Annotated in this window: 14 protein-coding genes; 11 read left to right on the top strand and 3 right to left on the bottom strand. The window is 71.4% G+C overall.

Annotated features, from left to right (window positions below; all coding sequences use genetic code 11):
* Positions 1–36 precede the first annotated feature (36 nt).
* The 4 genes from CCL05_RS45235 to CCL05_RS19130 all read left to right on the top strand — a co-directional run bounded on the left by CCL05_RS45235 (position 37) and on the right by CCL05_RS19130 (position 3,535).
* On the top strand, positions 37–198 hold the full coding sequence (locus CCL05_RS45235) for a hypothetical protein (protein ID WP_167409582.1): 162 nt from the start codon (positions 37–39) through the stop codon (positions 196–198).
* A 284-nt stretch (positions 199–482) separates the two neighbouring features.
* Positions 483–1,430 carry a hypothetical protein gene (locus tag CCL05_RS19140; RefSeq protein WP_086561714.1) on the top strand — a complete coding sequence of 316 codons (948 nt, stop codon included), beginning with the start codon at positions 483–485 and terminating at the stop codon, positions 1,428–1,430.
* Between the two features lie 120 nt (positions 1,431–1,550).
* On the top strand, positions 1,551–2,633 hold the full coding sequence (locus CCL05_RS19135; protein WP_086561713.1) for a LacI family DNA-binding transcriptional regulator: 1,083 nt from the start codon (positions 1,551–1,553) through the stop codon (positions 2,631–2,633).
* The gene (locus CCL05_RS19130; RefSeq protein ID WP_086561712.1) at positions 2,630–3,535 is read left to right on the top strand and encodes a carbohydrate kinase family protein; all 906 of its coding nucleotides are present in this window, start codon (positions 2,630–2,632) and stop codon (positions 3,533–3,535) included. The genes CCL05_RS19135 and CCL05_RS19130 overlap by 4 nt, the downstream gene beginning before the upstream one ends.
* Positions 3,536–3,599: 64 nt before the next feature.
* On the opposite strand, the gene CCL05_RS19125 is transcribed toward CCL05_RS19130, so the two are convergent.
* Positions 3,600–4,463: a helix-turn-helix domain-containing protein gene (locus CCL05_RS19125; protein ID WP_086561711.1), complete on the bottom strand. Its 864-nt coding sequence runs from the start codon at positions 4,461–4,463 to the stop codon at positions 3,600–3,602.
* Positions 4,464–4,564: 101 nt separating this feature from the next.
* On the opposite strand from CCL05_RS19125, the gene CCL05_RS19120 reads away from it, so the two are divergent.
* The gene (locus tag CCL05_RS19120) at positions 4,565–5,128 is read left to right on the top strand and encodes a YceI family protein (RefSeq protein ID WP_086561710.1); all 564 of its coding nucleotides are present in this window, start codon (positions 4,565–4,567) and stop codon (positions 5,126–5,128) included.
* 69 nt (positions 5,129–5,197) lie between these two features.
* On the opposite strand, the gene uvrA is transcribed toward CCL05_RS19120, so the two are convergent.
* Positions 5,198–8,221: an excinuclease ABC subunit UvrA gene (uvrA, locus tag CCL05_RS19115; protein WP_086561709.1), complete on the bottom strand. Its 3,024-nt coding sequence runs from the start codon at positions 8,219–8,221 to the stop codon at positions 5,198–5,200.
* Between the two features lie 223 nt (positions 8,222–8,444).
* Here uvrA and CCL05_RS19110 point away from each other — a divergent pair, with 223 nt between their 5' ends.
* The 5 genes from CCL05_RS19110 to CCL05_RS19090 all read left to right on the top strand — a co-directional run bounded on the left by CCL05_RS19110 (position 8,445) and on the right by CCL05_RS19090 (position 12,651).
* Positions 8,445–9,134, top strand: a complete 690-nt coding sequence (locus CCL05_RS19110) for a maleylpyruvate isomerase family mycothiol-dependent enzyme (protein WP_086561708.1) — start codon at positions 8,445–8,447, stop codon at positions 9,132–9,134.
* A 35-nt stretch (positions 9,135–9,169) separates the two neighbouring features.
* Positions 9,170–9,826, top strand: a complete 657-nt coding sequence (locus CCL05_RS19105; RefSeq protein WP_086561707.1) for an MBL fold metallo-hydrolase — start codon at positions 9,170–9,172, stop codon at positions 9,824–9,826.
* A gap of 298 nt (positions 9,827–10,124) precedes the next feature.
* Positions 10,125–11,003, top strand: a complete 879-nt coding sequence (locus CCL05_RS19100; protein WP_086561706.1) for an ABC transporter substrate-binding protein — start codon at positions 10,125–10,127, stop codon at positions 11,001–11,003.
* On the top strand, positions 11,000–11,902 hold the full coding sequence (locus tag CCL05_RS19095; RefSeq protein WP_425275925.1) for an amino acid ABC transporter permease: 903 nt from the start codon (positions 11,000–11,002) through the stop codon (positions 11,900–11,902). Before CCL05_RS19100 ends, CCL05_RS19095 begins: the two co-directional genes overlap by 4 nt.
* Positions 11,899–12,651, top strand: a complete 753-nt coding sequence (locus CCL05_RS19090) for an amino acid ABC transporter ATP-binding protein (RefSeq protein ID WP_086561705.1) — start codon at positions 11,899–11,901, stop codon at positions 12,649–12,651. Before CCL05_RS19095 ends, CCL05_RS19090 begins: the two co-directional genes overlap by 4 nt.
* 24 nt (positions 12,652–12,675) lie before the next feature.
* Here CCL05_RS19090 and aroQ read toward each other — a convergent pair whose 3' ends face one another.
* Positions 12,676–13,149 (bottom strand): type II 3-dehydroquinate dehydratase, encoded by a 474-nt coding sequence (gene aroQ, locus CCL05_RS19085; RefSeq protein WP_086561704.1) that lies wholly within the window; start codon positions 13,147–13,149, stop codon positions 12,676–12,678.
* Between the two features lie 103 nt (positions 13,150–13,252).
* Between aroQ and CCL05_RS19080 the strand changes: the two genes are divergently transcribed.
* The coding region (locus tag CCL05_RS19080; RefSeq protein ID WP_107400481.1) for a S66 family peptidase at positions 13,253–14,271 on the top strand (1,019 nt) is incomplete at its 3' end.

Below are 14,271 nucleotides of genomic sequence, written 5' to 3'. Positions count from 1 at the left end.
CGAAGCGGGCGGGCCACGGGTCGGAGGGCTGCGCAGATGAAGCGGATGCGGATCGAGAAGACCCGGCGGGCCGTCCGTGCCCGTCGGTACGCGGACGAACGGTTCGCCCTGCACGACGCCCTCGACCCGCGCGACCCCGACATAGTGCGGGCCAAGCGGCTGGCCGTCGAGGAACGGGGCGGGAGCGACCGCTCATAGACGGACGCCGGCCTCGGCGGAGGCCGGGCTCGCCGTCAGCAGAGACCGCCCGGGGCCCCACGCCCCGGGCGGTCGCATGTCCGGGCCGGCCCGGCCGGGAGTACGTCACTGTCCGGCATCAGGTGTTGTCGGGACCAGGTCAACACGCTTCAATGCGGAGGAACTCGGGACCCCTGAACGACGGCCTACGGATGTGAAGACCTCCCCTGCGCCGGCGGAACGGCCCCGGGCGGCCCGCGCGAACGGTCTGACCAGCCGTCGCCGACTCACAGAGAGGCCCCTGCATGCCGCACGCCCCACAGCACGCGGACGTCGCCACCGCGGAACTGGACTCGGTTCTGCGCGGCGGCCCCTTCCACGTCGCCCTGCGTGCCGCGATCGCCGCCCGCGGGCTGCCGCTGCAGCGCGTGCAGCACCATCTGTCCCGCCACGGGGTGAAGGTCGGCGTCACCAGCCTGAGTTACTGGCAGCAGGGGGCCAGGCGCCCGCAGCGCCCCGAGTCGCTGCGGGCCGTGCGCGCGCTGGAGGAGATCCTGGAGCTTCCCGAGGAGTCGCTGATCCGGCTGCTCGCCGAGCCCGGCGAAGGCCCGTCCGGGCAGCGGTCCGCCGCCCGCTCCTACCGCTCCCTCGTCGAGGCCTCCGGGGTCCTGGACCAGCTGCTGGCCGAGCTGGGCTGCCCGCCGGACGGCGGTCTGCACACCCTCGGGCACCACGAGCGGCTGCGGATCGGGGCGCGGCGCGAGCTGGCCGAGCGGGAGTCGCACCACATCGTGCGCGCCCACCGGGACGGCGTCGACCGTTTTGTAGCCGTCCACCACGGTGACCGGGGAGCCGCACCGGAGCGCATGAGGGTGCACGCGCTGGAGAACTGCCGTACGGGACGCGTCCGTTGGCACCGCGACACGGGCGTGCTCGCGGCCGAGCTGCTCTTCGACACCCGGCTGCGGGCCGGCGACACGTTCCTGTTCCGCTACGGCGTCGAGGACGGCACGGCGGGCGTGTCGCACGAGTACCTCCGCGGTTTCGACTCCCCCGGCGGCCAGTACGCGCTCCAGGTGTGCTTCGACGCGGCGGCCCTACCGGCGCGCTGCCACCGTTTCGCGCAGCACTCGACGGCGGCCCCGCGCACCGGCTGCCAGGATCTGGCACTGAGCGGAATGCACCGGTCGGTGCACCTCGTCGAGCCGCGGGTGCGGACGGGGTTTCTGGGGATCGGCTGGGACTGGGAGTAGCCGCCCCGAGGGCGGGACCGCTTCGGCCCGTGGCCGCGATCGGACGTAAACGTTTGCGCAAGCGTTTACGTCAGGCGCCGGATGCGATACGTTCCCGCCGGAAGAGGAGGAGGGAACGCCATGGCGACCATGGCCGATGTCGCGCGGAGCGCCGGGGTCTCCGTGGCGACCGTCTCGCACGTCCTGAACGGCACCCGGCCGGTGCTGCCGCACACCCGCCAGGCGGTCCTGGACGCCGTGGAGGACCTCGGCTACACCACGAACACGCTGGCCCGGTCCCTGGTGACGGCCCGTACCCGGTCCATCGGGCTGGCCGTGTCGGCGATCAGCAACCCGTACTTCACGGAGATCCTCCAGGGCGTCGAGGCCGCCGCCCTGGAGCACGGCTACAGCCTCCTGATCGCCGATCCGCACGACGACCCGGAGCACGAACGCAAGGTCGTCCAGCTGCTGCACGAGCGCCGGGTGGACGGCATGATCGTCGCGCCCTCCGCGAATCCGCGCGGGCTGCTCGCCTACCTGGGGCGGCACGACGTCCCGGCCGTGTTCCTGGACCGGCTGGTGGATGCCCCGGGCAGCGGACCGCGTTTCGACCAGGTCTGCTCCGACAACGCCGAACCGACGTCCCGGCTGGTCACTCACCTCGCCGGTCTCGGTCACCGGCGGATCGGGCTGGTGGCGGGACGGCCGGGCCTCAGCACCACGAGCGAACGGATCACCGGCTACCGGACCGGCCTCGCGTTCGGGGGACTTCCCTACGACGAACGGCTCCTGGTGCACGGCGACTCCGAGTCGGCCGGTGCCGAACAGGCCACCGCCGCCCTGCTGTCCCTCGCCGTGCCGCCCACGGCGCTGGTCACCGGCAACAACGCCATGACCATCGGGGCGCTGCGCGCCCTGCGCGCGCACGGCCTGTCCGTGCCCGGCGACATCGCGCTGTGCTGCTTCGACGACTTCGCCTGGGCGGACCTGTTCTCGCCCCGGCTGACCGCGGTCGCGCAGCCCAGCAGGGACATCGGCGCCCAGGCCGTACGCGTGCTCCTGGAGCGTCTCGCCGAGCCCGGCCGGCCCGCCCGGACCGTGCGGCTCCCCTGCACCTTCGTCCACCGCACGTCGTGCGGCTGCCCCGAGGAGCCTGGGCAGTCCGTGCGGGGTGAGCAGCCTGAGCAGTCCGCGCAGTCCGAGAGAGGAACCGTCGCATGATCGTCGTCGCCGGTGAGGCACTGATCGACCTGGTCCCGCGGGGCACGGGTGCCCTTGCGGCACTCCAGCCGGCGCTCGGCGGCGGCCCGTACAACACGGCTGTGGCACTGGGCCGTCTCGGCTCCCCCGCCGCCTTCTGCTCCCGGGTGTCGTACGACGCCTTCGGTCAGGCCCTGCTGGACCGGCTGCGGGAGACCGGGGTGGACGTGTCGTCCGTACAGCGCGGCGCCGAGCCCACGACGCTCGCCGTCGCCACGGTCGGCGCGGACGGCTCGGCGGCGTACTCCTTCTACGTCGACGGCACGGCGGACCGGCTGTTCACGGCGCCCTCCGCGCTGCCGTCCGGCACCCGGGCCGTCTCCTTCGGGACCTGCTCGCTGGTGCTGGAGCCGGGGGCGAGCGCCTACGAGGAGCTGATGCGTGCGGCGGCCGCGCAGGGCGTGTTCACCGCGCTGGACCCGAACATCAGGGCCGGGCTGATCCCCGACGCGGACGCCTACCGGGCGCGGTTCAAGAGCTGGCTGCCGTCGGTGTCGCTGCTGAAGCTGTCCGAGGAGGATGCCCGGTGGCTCGGCGGTACGCCCGAGGAGTGGCTGGCGGCCGGCCCGGCGGCGGTCGTGATCACCCGGGGCGGCGACGGGCTGACCGCCTTCACGGCCGGCGGCGAGTACGCGGTGCCGGGTGAGCTGGTGGAGGTCGTGGACACGATCGGCGCGGGCGACACGGTGAACGCGGCGCTGCTGCACGGGCTCGCGGCACGCGACGCGCTCAGCGCGGAGGCGCTGGCCGCGCTGGGGAACGACGGCTGGACGGGGCTGCTGGGCTTCGCGACCCGTGCGGCGGCGATCACCTGCTCCCGGGCCGGGGCGGAACCGCCGTACGCGCACGAGCTGGAGGGCTGACACCTCCCGCGAACCAGCGCCGACGGCAGGAAAACGTCCTCCCGTACGCGTCCCGTGGCGTCGCTCAGCCGGCCTCCCCCACGGCCCGCAGCGCGCCGGGGCGACGGCCGTTGAGGCGGTCCAGGGCGGCGGCCGTGGCGTCGTCCGCGGGCAGGTGGACGATCACGCGCTGGCCCTCGTCGGGCAGCGCGAGCGTCTCGTGCAGCAGGCGTAGCGATCCGGCCTCGGGGTGCTCGATGTGCTGGGATCCCGTCCGCCGCGGCGTCACGGCAAGGTCCGCGAACCGGTCGGCGAAGTCCGCCCCCGCCGTCACCGTCAGCTCGTCGGCCAGCTCGGCGAGGTACGGGTCCCGCAAGGGGACGCCGTGCCGGAGCCGGGCGACGAGGTCATCGGCCACCCGGTCCCAGTCGCGGTAGGCGCTGCGGGCCCGCTCGTCGGTGAACAGGTACCGCAGCAGGTTGGGGCGCTCGTCGTCGAGCAGGCCGATGGGGCCGACCAGGCGTTCGTAACCGGCCGTGTGGGCGAGGACATCGCCGATCCAGTTGACCACCAGTGCGGGAGCCGGCTCCAGGTGGTCCAGCACGGCCCGTACGGTGGGGCGCGCCGTGTGGCTGAGCGACGGGGCCGCCGCGCAGAGCAGCGGGTCGCCGCCGTCCGCCTCCTTGGTCAGGCGGCGCAGCAGCGTCCGGTCGGCGAGTGACAGGTTCAGGACGTCGGCCAGGGCACCGAGCACCTGGGCGGAGGGGTGGCGGTCTCGCCCCTGTTCCAGCCGCGTGAGGTACTCGACGCTGATGCCGGCGAGCGTGGCCAGTTCGGCGCGCCGCAGGCCCGGGGTGCGGCGGCGCGGCCCGGTGGGCAGGCCCACTTCGGCGGGGCTGACGGCTTCACGCCAGGTGCGCAGGAACGTGCCCAACTCGTTGTCGCTCACCCGCCGAACGTACCCTCCCCGCGCACGGGAAGGGTGTCCCTGCCACTACCAGGCTCCGGCCGGTCTCCCTCCCGGGCCGCGCGCCCCTCAGGGTGGAGGCCATGACCAATGACACCGCTACCGCCGCTTCCGCCACCGCTCTGCCGCTGGCCCCGGGGCACTGGGCCCTGGACCCGTTCCACTCCTCCGTCGGCTTCACCATCCGTCACCTGGGCATCGCCAAGGTCCGGGGGCGCTTCGAGCGGCTGGAGGCCGACCTGTTCGTCGGGGAGCGCGTCGAGGACGTGCGGGTCTCGGCGACCGTCGATCTGGCCTCGATCGACACCGGCAACGCCGACCGGGACGCGCATGTCCGCGCCTCCGACCTGCTCGACGTCGAGAAGCGCCCCACGATGACGTACCGCTCGACGCGTGTGTCGGGTGAGGGTGAGGACTGGACGATGGAGGGCGAGCTGACCATCGGCGAGGTGACCCGCCCGGTGACGCTCGCCGTGGAGTTCGGCGGGCTGGTCGATGTGCCCATGGACGGCAGCCGGCACGCCGGGTTCGAGGCGACGGGTGAGATCCGGCGCAGCGAGTTCGGGCTCGGCTTCGCTCCTGGTGTGCTCGGGGAAGTGGTGAAGATCCAGCTCGACATGCAGTTCGTGGAGCCGAAGAGCGCCTGACCAGCATGCCGAAGCGCCGTGCCCCCACAGGGAGTTCCCTGTGGGGGCACGGTGCTTCGGCGGGAGCCGTCAGCCCTTGGCCGTCCGCGTCGTCTTCTTCGCGGCGGCCTTGGTGGACTTGGCGGCTGTCTTCTTGGCGGCGGTGCTGTCGACCGTCCTGGCGGCGGTCTTCTTCGCCCTGGTCTGTGCCGGGACCGTCTTCTTCGCCGGCGTCTTGCTCGGGGCCTTCACCGAGGACGCGTCGCTGATCCGGTCGGCGCCGAGGACCTCGCGCAGGAACTTTCCGGTGTGGCTGGCCGGCACCGCGGCGACCTCTTCGGGCGTGCCCTCGGCGACGACCAGGCCGCCGCCGGCGCCGCCTTCGGGGCCCATGTCGACGATCCAGTCGGCCGTTTTGATCACGTCGAGGTTGTGCTCGATGACGATGACCGTGTTGCCCTTGTCGACCAGTCCGGACAGGACCGTCAGCAGCTTGCTGATGTCCTCGAAGTGCAGACCGGTGGTCGGCTCGTCCAGGACGTAGACGGTGCGGCCAGTGGAGCGGCGCTGGAGCTCGCTGGCGAGCTTGACGCGCTGGGCCTCACCGCCGGACAGGGTGGTCGCGGACTGGCCGAGCCGGACGTAGCCGAGGCCGACGTCCTTGAGGGTCTTCATGTGGCGGGAGATCGCGGGAACCGCCTCGAAGAACTCCGTGGCCTCCTCGATCGGCATGTTCAGGACGTCGGCGATGGACTTGCCCTTGTAGTGGACCTCCAGGGTCTCCCGGTTGTACCGGGCGCCGTGGCAGACCTCGCACGGGACGTAGACGTCCGGGAGGAAGTTCATCTCGATCTTGATCGTGCCGTCGCCCGCGCAGTTCTCGCAGCGGCCGCCCTTGACGTTGAAGGAGAAGCGGCCGGGCATGTAGCCGCGGACCTTCGCCTCGGTGGTCTCGGCGAACAGCTTGCGGATGTGGTCGAAGACGCCGGTGTACGTCGCCGGGTTGGAGCGCGGGGTGCGGCCGATGGGCGACTGGTCGACGTGCACGACCTTGTCGACGAGGTCGTCGCCGTCCACGCGCGTGTGGCGCCCGGGCACGTTCCTCGCGCCGTTCAGCTCGCGGGCCAGGTGCGTGTACAGGATGTCGTTGACCAGGGTCGACTTGCCGGAGCCGGACACGCCGGTGACGGCGGTGAACACGCCCAGCGGGAACGAGACGTCGATGTCCTGGAGGTTGTTCTCCCGGGCGCCGTGCACCGTGAGCTGCCGGGACGGGTCCAGCGGGCGCCGGATCCCGGGCAGCGGGATGGCCTTCCTGCCGGACAGGTACTGACCGGTCTGCGACTCCTCGTTGGCGAGGAGCTCCTTCAGGGAGCCGCTGTGCACGACCTTGCCGCCGTGCTCACCGGCGCCGGGGCCGATGTCGACGACCCAGTCGGCGGTCTTGATGGTGTCCTCGTCGTGCTCGACGACGATGAGCGTGTTGCCCATGTCGCGCAGCCGGACCAGGGTCTCGATCAACCGGTGGTTGTCGCGCTGGTGCAGGCCGATGGACGGCTCGTCGAGGACGTAGAGCACGCCGACGAGGCCGGAGCCGATCTGGGTGGCCAGGCGGATGCGCTGGGCCTCACCGCCGGACAGCGTGCCGGCCGCGCGGTTCAGGGAGAGGTAGTCCAGGCCGACGTCGACGAGGAACCGCAGCCGCTCGTTGACCTCCTTCAGGACGCGCTCGGCGATCTTCTTGTCGCGGGCGCTGAGCTTCAGTTCCCTCAGGAAGTCCGCGCAGTCGCTGATCGACATCGCGGAGACCTCCGCGATGGACTTGTCCATGATCGTGACCGCGAGGACGATCGGCTTCAGACGCGTGCCCTCACACGTCGGGCAGGGCACCTCGCGCATATAGCCCTCGAAGCGCTCACGGCTGGCGTCGCTCTCGGCCTCGCTGTGGCGCCGCTTGACGAACGGGACGGCGCCCTCGAAGGCCGTGGTGTACCGGCGCTCGCGCCCGTAGCGGTTGCGGTAGCGGACCTCGACCTGCGTCTTGTGGCCGTGCAGCAGGGCCTTCCTGGCGCGCTGCGGCAGGCCCGCGAAGGGGATGTCCGTACGGAAGCCCAGGGCGTCGGCCAGGGCGCCGATGAGGCGGCCGAAGTAGTCCTTGGTGTGGCCGTGCGACCAGGGGTGGATGGCGCCCTCGTCGAGGCTCTTGTCCGGGTCCGGGACGATCAGCTCCGGGTCGACCTCCATGCGCGTGCCGATGCCGGAGCAGTCCGGGCAGGCGCCGAAGGGCGAGTTGAACGAGAAGGAGCGGGGCTCCAGCTCCTCGAAGGACAGGTCGTCGTACGCGCAGTACAGGTGCTCCGAGTACATCCGCTCGCGCTCGGGGTCGTCCTCGGGGAGGTCGACGAAGTCGAGCACGACCATGCCGCCGGACAGGCCGAGGGCGGTCTCGACGGAGTCGGTGAGACGGCGCTTGGCACTGTCCTTCACCGTGAGGCGGTCGACGACCACCTCGATGGTGTGCTTCTCCTGCTTCTTCAGCGTGGGCGGGTTGGACAGCTGGATGGTCTCGCCGTCCACCCGCGCGCGGGAGTAGCCCTTGGTCTGGAGGTCGGCGAAGAGGTCGACGAACTCGCCCTTGCGCTCGCGCACCAGCGGCGACAGCACCTGGAAGCGGCTGCCCTCCGGCAGCTCCAGGACCTTGTCGACGATGGCCTGCGGCGACTGGCGCGAGATCGGGCGGCCGCACTCGGGGCAGTGCGGCTTGCCGATGCGCGCGAAGAGCAGACGCAGGTAGTCGTAGACCTCGGTGATGGTGCCGACCGTGGAGCGCGGGTTGCGCGAGGTCGACTTCTGGTCGATGGAGACGGCCGGGGACAGGCCCTCGATGAAGTCGACGTCCGGCTTGTCCATCTGGCCGAGGAACTGCCGGGCGTACGAGGACAGCGATTCCACGTAGCGCCGCTGTCCCTCGGCGAAGATGGTGTCGAAGGCCAGCGAGGACTTGCCCGACCCCGACAGGCCCGTGAAGACGATGAGCGAGTCGCGCGGGAGGTCGAGCGAGACGTTCTTGAGATTGTGCTCGCGCGCTCCACGAACGATGAGACGGTCGGCCACGCCGGTCCGCACCTTTCTTGAGAGAAGTGACAGGGGCGGGGCCCCCGTGCTTTCTCAGACTAGGGGGAGCCACTGACAACGCCGGTCGGATTCACGGGTTGCCAACAAACCCCGGCTTTCCAGCATGCCCGACGTCACGTCCGACCATATAGCACGCGCATTCGATTACCGGCACTGCTTCACCACCTTCACCCGAAGGTGTGGCGGAGCTAGGGTCAGCACCATGATTGATCACGGTCATGACCTGGCGTCTGTACAAGCCGCTACGGAACGGCTGCTCCTCGCAGTCGGCAAACTGGACAACGCCGCTGTGACGCAGCCGTCACGGCTTCCCGGCTGGACCCTGGGCCATGTGCTGGCCCACCTCGCGCGCAACGCGGACGCCCTCGTGAACGTCCTCGAGGGCCGCCCCATGTACGTCTCCGGCGACGCCCGGGACGCCGACATCGAGCGGGACGCCCCGCGCCCCCTCGACGTCCACCTCGCCGACCTGCGCGAGAGCGCGGCCCGCTTCCAGGAGGCCGGGGCCGCTCCGGCGGACTGGTCGCGCACGGTGGAGCTGCGCAACGGGGTCACGGACTCCGCGTCGCGCGTGCCGTTCCGGCGGTGGGTGGAGGTGGAGCTGCACCACGTGGACCTGGGGATCGGGTACGAGCTGGAGGATCTGCCGGCGGAGTTCACGGAGCGGGAGATCGCCTTCCTCGCCGACCGGTTCGCCGGGCATCCCGACGTACCGCCCACGCGCCTCACGGACGGCACGCGCGCGTGGAGCACGGGACGAGAGGCCGACGACGGGCCCGAAGTGACCGTCACCGGCTCCCCGGCGGACTTGCTGGGCTGGCTCGCCGGCCGCCGTTCGGGAGCCGCGCTGACGGTGGACGGCGGAGCCCTTCCCGCCCTGCCCCCGCTGTAGGACCCGGGCCGCTTCCCCGCTATAGGCTGGCGCTCATGACGTACAGCGGACAGGTGACGGTCGGCGGACCTGCCGACGTGCACGAGCTCAAGGACCTGATGATCACCAAGATCGCGGTCGGTCCGATGAACAACAACGCCTATCTGCTGCGCTGCCGGGCCACGGACGAGCAGCTGCTGATCGACGCCGCCAACGAGGCGGAGACGCTGCTCGGCATGATCGGTGACGACGGCATCGCGTCCGTCGTCACCACCCACCAGCACGGCGACCACCGGCAGGCGCTCGCCGAGGTCGTGGCGGCCACCGGCGCCCGCACGTACGCGGGCCGGGACGACGCCGACGGCATCCCGGTGCCGACCGACGTGCTGGTCGACGACGGCGACACCATCCGGGTGGGGCGCGTGGAACTCACCGCGCGCCATCTGGTCGGGCACACGCCCGGTTCGATCGCCCTCGTCTACGACGACCCCCACGGGCATCCCCATGTGTTCACCGGGGACTGCCTCTTCCCCGGCGGTGTGGGCAACACCCGCAAGGATCCCAAGGCGTTCGCCAGCCTCATCCACGACGTGGAGACCAAGATCTTCGACGTCCTCCCGGACGAGACGTGGGTCTACCCGGGGCACGGCGACGACACCACGCTGGGCGCGGAACGCCCGCAGTTGCCGGAGTGGCACGCGCGCGGGTGGTGAGGGACCGCGCGGGGGCGTGCGCGCCCCGTGTGAATCATTCGCACACGCCTGTGCCGTACGCGCGCTCCCGGCGCGGGTAGTTGCGCAGTCAACTGGTAGCAGCCCCGCGCAGGATGACGGCTCCTGGGCGGATGGGCCGCCGGCCTGCCGATCCCCGCCCTCGGCCGGCGGCCCCGGCGACTGCCGGACTCGGCGCGCGCCACGGAGTGTTCACAAGAACGCAACACCCGCTCCCACGATGCGAGCAGATGCCGTCGTGACCTCGACAAACGGGACCGTCGGCTGCCAATCTCGCGCCATGCATCCTGCCTCGCGTGCCCCGCGCCGCGCTGCCGCCGCCGTCACCGTCGCCCTGCTCGCCGCCGCCGTCGGCTGTGCACCGCAGCCGCAGGAGCCCGCGGCCGGTACCTCTTCGGCCGGAAACACGTGCGAGAAGGGCGAGTTGGCCACCCGGACCGCGGGCAAGCTGACGGTCGCCACCGACGAACCCGCCTACGAGCCGTGGTTCAAGGACGACGACCCCGCGAGCGGCAAGGGCTTCGAGTCGGCGGTCGCGTACGCCGTGGCCCGGCAACTCGGCTACGGCAAGGACAAGGTCGTCTGGCAGACCGTCCCGTTCAACAAGGCCTTCGCGCCCGGTGAGAAGACGTTCGACTTCGACATCAACCAGGTGTCCGTCAGCGACGAGCGCAAGAAGGCCGTGGACTTCTCGTCCGGCTACTACGACGTGCGCCAGGCCGTCGTCGCCCTGAAGGGTTCCAGGGCGGCGAAGGCGAAGAGCATCGCCGACCTGAAGGACGTGAAGCTGGGCGCGCAGGTCGGCACCACCAGCCTCGACTACATCGACGACGTGGTGCGGCCCACGCGGCCGGCCGCCGTGTTCGGCAAGAACGACCAGGCCAAGTCCGCGCTGAAGAACGGCCAGGTCGACGCCATCGTCGTGGACCTGCCGACCGCCTTCTACATCACCGGGGCCGAGATCACGGACGCGACGATCGTCGGCCAGTTCGAGAACCAGGGCGGTACGCCGGAGCAGTTCGGACTCGTGCTCGACAAGGGCAGCGCGCTCACCTCCTGCGTCTCGCGGGCCGTGGACGCGCTGCGCGAGGACGGCACGCTCGCGCGGATCGAGCAGCGGTGGCTGGCGGACGCCGTCGACGCTCCGGTGCTCAAGTGACGGTGAACAAGGAGGAGCCGGCGGTGGGCTCCGGCGCACACGACGCGCGGGACGGCTACGTGCCGTCGCAGCGGCGCCTGGACCGTGAGCGCTACAAGCGCGCCCGCGCCCGGCGCGCCACCGCGATCGGCGCGCTCTCGACCCTCGTCACCGGAGCCGTCCTCTACCTGGTCGTCGTCAACGCCCCCGGCTGGCCGCGCACCAAGGAGACGTTCTTCGACTGGGGGTACGCGCGCGAGGCGTTCCCGAAGGTCCTCGAAGGGCTGTGGCTGAACGTCCGGCTGCTGCTCGTCTGCGGGGCCGCGGTGCTCGTCCTCGGCATGCTGATCGCCGTGGCCCGCACGCTCCGCGGCCCCGTGTTCTTCCCGCTGCGCGTCCTGGCCGCCGCGTACACGGACTTCTTCCGGGGGCTGCCACTGATCATCAACCTGATGATCGTGGTCCTCGGCGTCCCGGCACTGCGGCTCCAGGGGGTGACCGTCGACCCGGTGCTCCTCGGCGGCACCGCGCTCACCCTGACGTACTCGGCCTACGTCGCCGAGGTGTTCCGGGCCGGCATCGAGTCCGTGCACCCCTCGCAGCGCGCCGCGGCCCGCTCCCTCGGCCTCAGCAACCGGCAGGCGCTGCGGTACGTGGTGCTGCCCCAGGCGGTGCGCCGCCAGGTGCCGCCGCTGCTGAACGACCTGGTGTCGCTGCAGAAGGACACCGGGCTGGTCTCGATCGGGGGCGCGGTGGACGCCGTACGGGCCGCCGACATCATCGTGGGCCGCAGCCTCAACTACACGCCGTACATCGTCGCGGGTCTGGTCTTCGTCGCGCTGACCATCCCCATGACCCGCTTCACGGACTGGGTGACGGCGCGGATGGACCGCCGGCGGGCCCAGGGAGGAATCACATGAGCGACGCGCCCGTGCTGCGTATGGAGGCCGTCCGCAAGTCCTTCGGCGGCTCGGTCGTCCTGCGGGACGTCGACCTGGAGGTCGCCCCGCACACGGTCACCGCGCTGATCGGCGCCTCGGGCTCCGGCAAGTCGACGCTGCTGCGGTGCGCGAACCTGCTGGAGGAGATCGACGACGGGGCGATCTGGCTGGACGGCGAGGAGATCACCGACCCGCGCGTCGACCAGGACGCCGTGCGCCGCCGGATCGGCGTGGTCTTCCAGGCGTACAACCTCTTCCCGCACCTGACGGTGCTGGAGAACATCACGCTCGCGCCGCGCCGGGTGCACGGCGTGCCCCGCGCCGAGGCCGAGGCACGCGCGCGTGAACTGCTGGAACGGCTCGGGCTCGGCGGGAAGGCCGGTGAGTACCCGGACCGGCTGAGCGGCGGACAGCAACAGCGGGCGGCGATCGTCCGCGCCCTGGCCGTACGCCCCCGGCTGCTGCTGCTCGACGAGATCACCGCCGCCCTCGATCCCGAACTGGTGGGCGAGGTCCTCACCGTCGTCCGCGGCCTGAAGGACGAGGGCATGACCATGGTGCTGGCCACGCACGAGATGGGCTTCGCGCGGGAGGTCGCCGACCAGGTGTGCTTCCTGGAGGACGGCGTGGTGCTGGAACGCGGCACCGCCGAGCAGGTCTTCGGCGAACCTCGGCAGGAGCGCACGCGGCGTTTTCTGCGGCGGATCGTGGAGGCGGGGCGGTTGTAGCGGGGCGATGCGCCGTAGGAGAGCTCAGGCGTCGGCGTGCCCCGACCCGGCCAGCGCCGCGACCCGCTCCACGCCGAAGACGTACCCCTGCACTCCGCACCCCGCGATGACCCCGTCGGCGCGCAGTGAGACGTAGGAGTGGTGCCGGAACGACTCGCGCTTGTGGATGTTGGAGATGTGGACCTCCAACACCGGCATGCCGTCGCAGGTGTTGAGTGCGTCCAGGATGGCGACGGAGGTGTGCGAGTAGGCGCCCGGGTTGATCACGATGCCGCAGTGGTTCAGCCGCGCCTCGTGGATCCAGTCGACCAGCTCGCCCTCGTGATTGGACTGGCGGAAGTCGACCGTGCCGCCGTGCGCGGCCGCCGCCTTGGCGCACAGGGCCTCGACATCGGCGAGGGTGTCGGAGCCGTAGATCTCCGGCTGACGCTGGCCGAGCAGATTCAGGTTGGGGCCGTTGAGGATCATGATCGGGGCGTTGGCCAGGGTGCGGGGCACGGTTCCTCCGGTCCGTTCGGGGTCGGGCGGCCCGGGCGGGACCGCTGCTCGGACCCGGTTTATCACGGTGCGCCGACGGACCGCCGCGCCGTAGCCTCCCGGCATGACGAGCCTCTCCTACCCGCCCAAGCCGTCCCCCGGTGACCGCATCGCCGTGCTCTCGCCCTCGTCCGGCCTGCCGGGGCTCTTCCCGCTCCCCTACGAGCTGGGCCTGGAGCGGCTGCGCAAGGAGTACGGGCTGGAGCCTGTCGAGTATCCGGCGACCCGCACGATGGGCTCATCGCCTAAGGAGCGGGCCGACGACATCCACGCCGCCTTCGCCGACCCGGACATCAGGGCGGTCATCGCGTCGATCGGCGGGGACGACCAGATCACCGTGCTGCCGCTGCTGGACCGGGAGTTGATCCGGGCCCATCCGAAGCCGTTCTTCGGGATGAGCGACAACACGAACCTGCTCGCCTACCTCCACAACAGCGGCATCGTCGCCTTTCACGGGGCGACTGTGATGTGCGAGCTGGGGCGCCCCGGGGCCATGCACCCGCAGACCGCGGAGTCCCTGCGCGCCGCCCTGTTCACCTCCGGCCCGTACGAGCTGCGGCCCGCCGAGCGGTGGCGTGACATCGACCGGGACTGGGCGGATCCGGCGACCTTCGACGCGGAGCCGGAGACCCGGCCCGGGACCGGCTGGACCTGGGTCAACGCCGACCGGGTCGTCGAGGGCCGCAGCTGGGGCGGCTGCCTGGAGATCATCGGCTGGCTGCTGATGGCCGACCGCGAGATCGCGCCCGATCTGTCGGTGTACGACGGTGGCGTGCTGATCCTTGAGACCTCCGAGGACATGCCGAGCGCCACGGAGGTCTTCCGCACCCTGCGCAACATGGGCGAACGCGGGTTGCTCCAGCGCTTCTCGGCCCTCCTCATGGGCCGCCCGAAGACCTGGTCCTTCGAGCAGCCCAACAGCCCGGAACAGGCCGCTCGTCACGCGTCCGACCAGCGTGAGGCCGTGCTGCGCGCCATGCGTACCTACGCGCCCGACACCACGATCGTCTTCGACGTGGACTTCGGGCACACCGATCCGCAGCTGGTGATCCCGTACGGCGGCGCCGTACGGGATCACCAGCT

The organism is Streptomyces africanus (assembly GCF_002150735.1).
In the GTDB taxonomy this organism is placed as follows: Bacteria; Actinomycetota; Actinomycetes; order Streptomycetales; family Streptomycetaceae; genus Streptomyces; species Streptomyces africanus.
This window is presented reverse-complemented; position numbering and strand designations above follow the sequence as displayed.

What these genes read in the sequence shown, in the direction of transcription:
- CCL05_RS19100 (WP_086561706.1), top strand. Translation starts at nt 10,125, where the DNA reads ATGCATCCTGCCTCGCGTGCCCCGCGCCGCGCTGCCGCCGCCGTCACC.
- CCL05_RS45235 (WP_167409582.1), top strand. Translation starts at nt 37, where the DNA reads ATGAAGCGGATGCGGATCGAGAAGACCCGGCGGGCCGTCCGTGCCCGT.
- CCL05_RS19090 (WP_086561705.1), top strand. Translation starts at nt 11,899, where the DNA reads ATGAGCGACGCGCCCGTGCTGCGTATGGAGGCCGTCCGCAAGTCCTTC.
- CCL05_RS19135 (WP_086561713.1), top strand. Translation starts at nt 1,551, where the DNA reads ATGGCGACCATGGCCGATGTCGCGCGGAGCGCCGGGGTCTCCGTGGCG.
- CCL05_RS19130 (WP_086561712.1), top strand. Translation starts at nt 2,630, where the DNA reads ATGATCGTCGTCGCCGGTGAGGCACTGATCGACCTGGTCCCGCGGGGC.
- CCL05_RS19120 (WP_086561710.1), top strand. Translation starts at nt 4,565, where the DNA reads ATGACCAATGACACCGCTACCGCCGCTTCCGCCACCGCTCTGCCGCTG.
- CCL05_RS19105 (WP_086561707.1), top strand. Translation starts at nt 9,170, where the DNA reads ATGACGTACAGCGGACAGGTGACGGTCGGCGGACCTGCCGACGTGCAC.
- CCL05_RS19110 (WP_086561708.1), top strand. Translation starts at nt 8,445, where the DNA reads ATGATTGATCACGGTCATGACCTGGCGTCTGTACAAGCCGCTACGGAA.
- CCL05_RS19140 (WP_086561714.1), top strand. Translation starts at nt 483, where the DNA reads ATGCCGCACGCCCCACAGCACGCGGACGTCGCCACCGCGGAACTGGAC.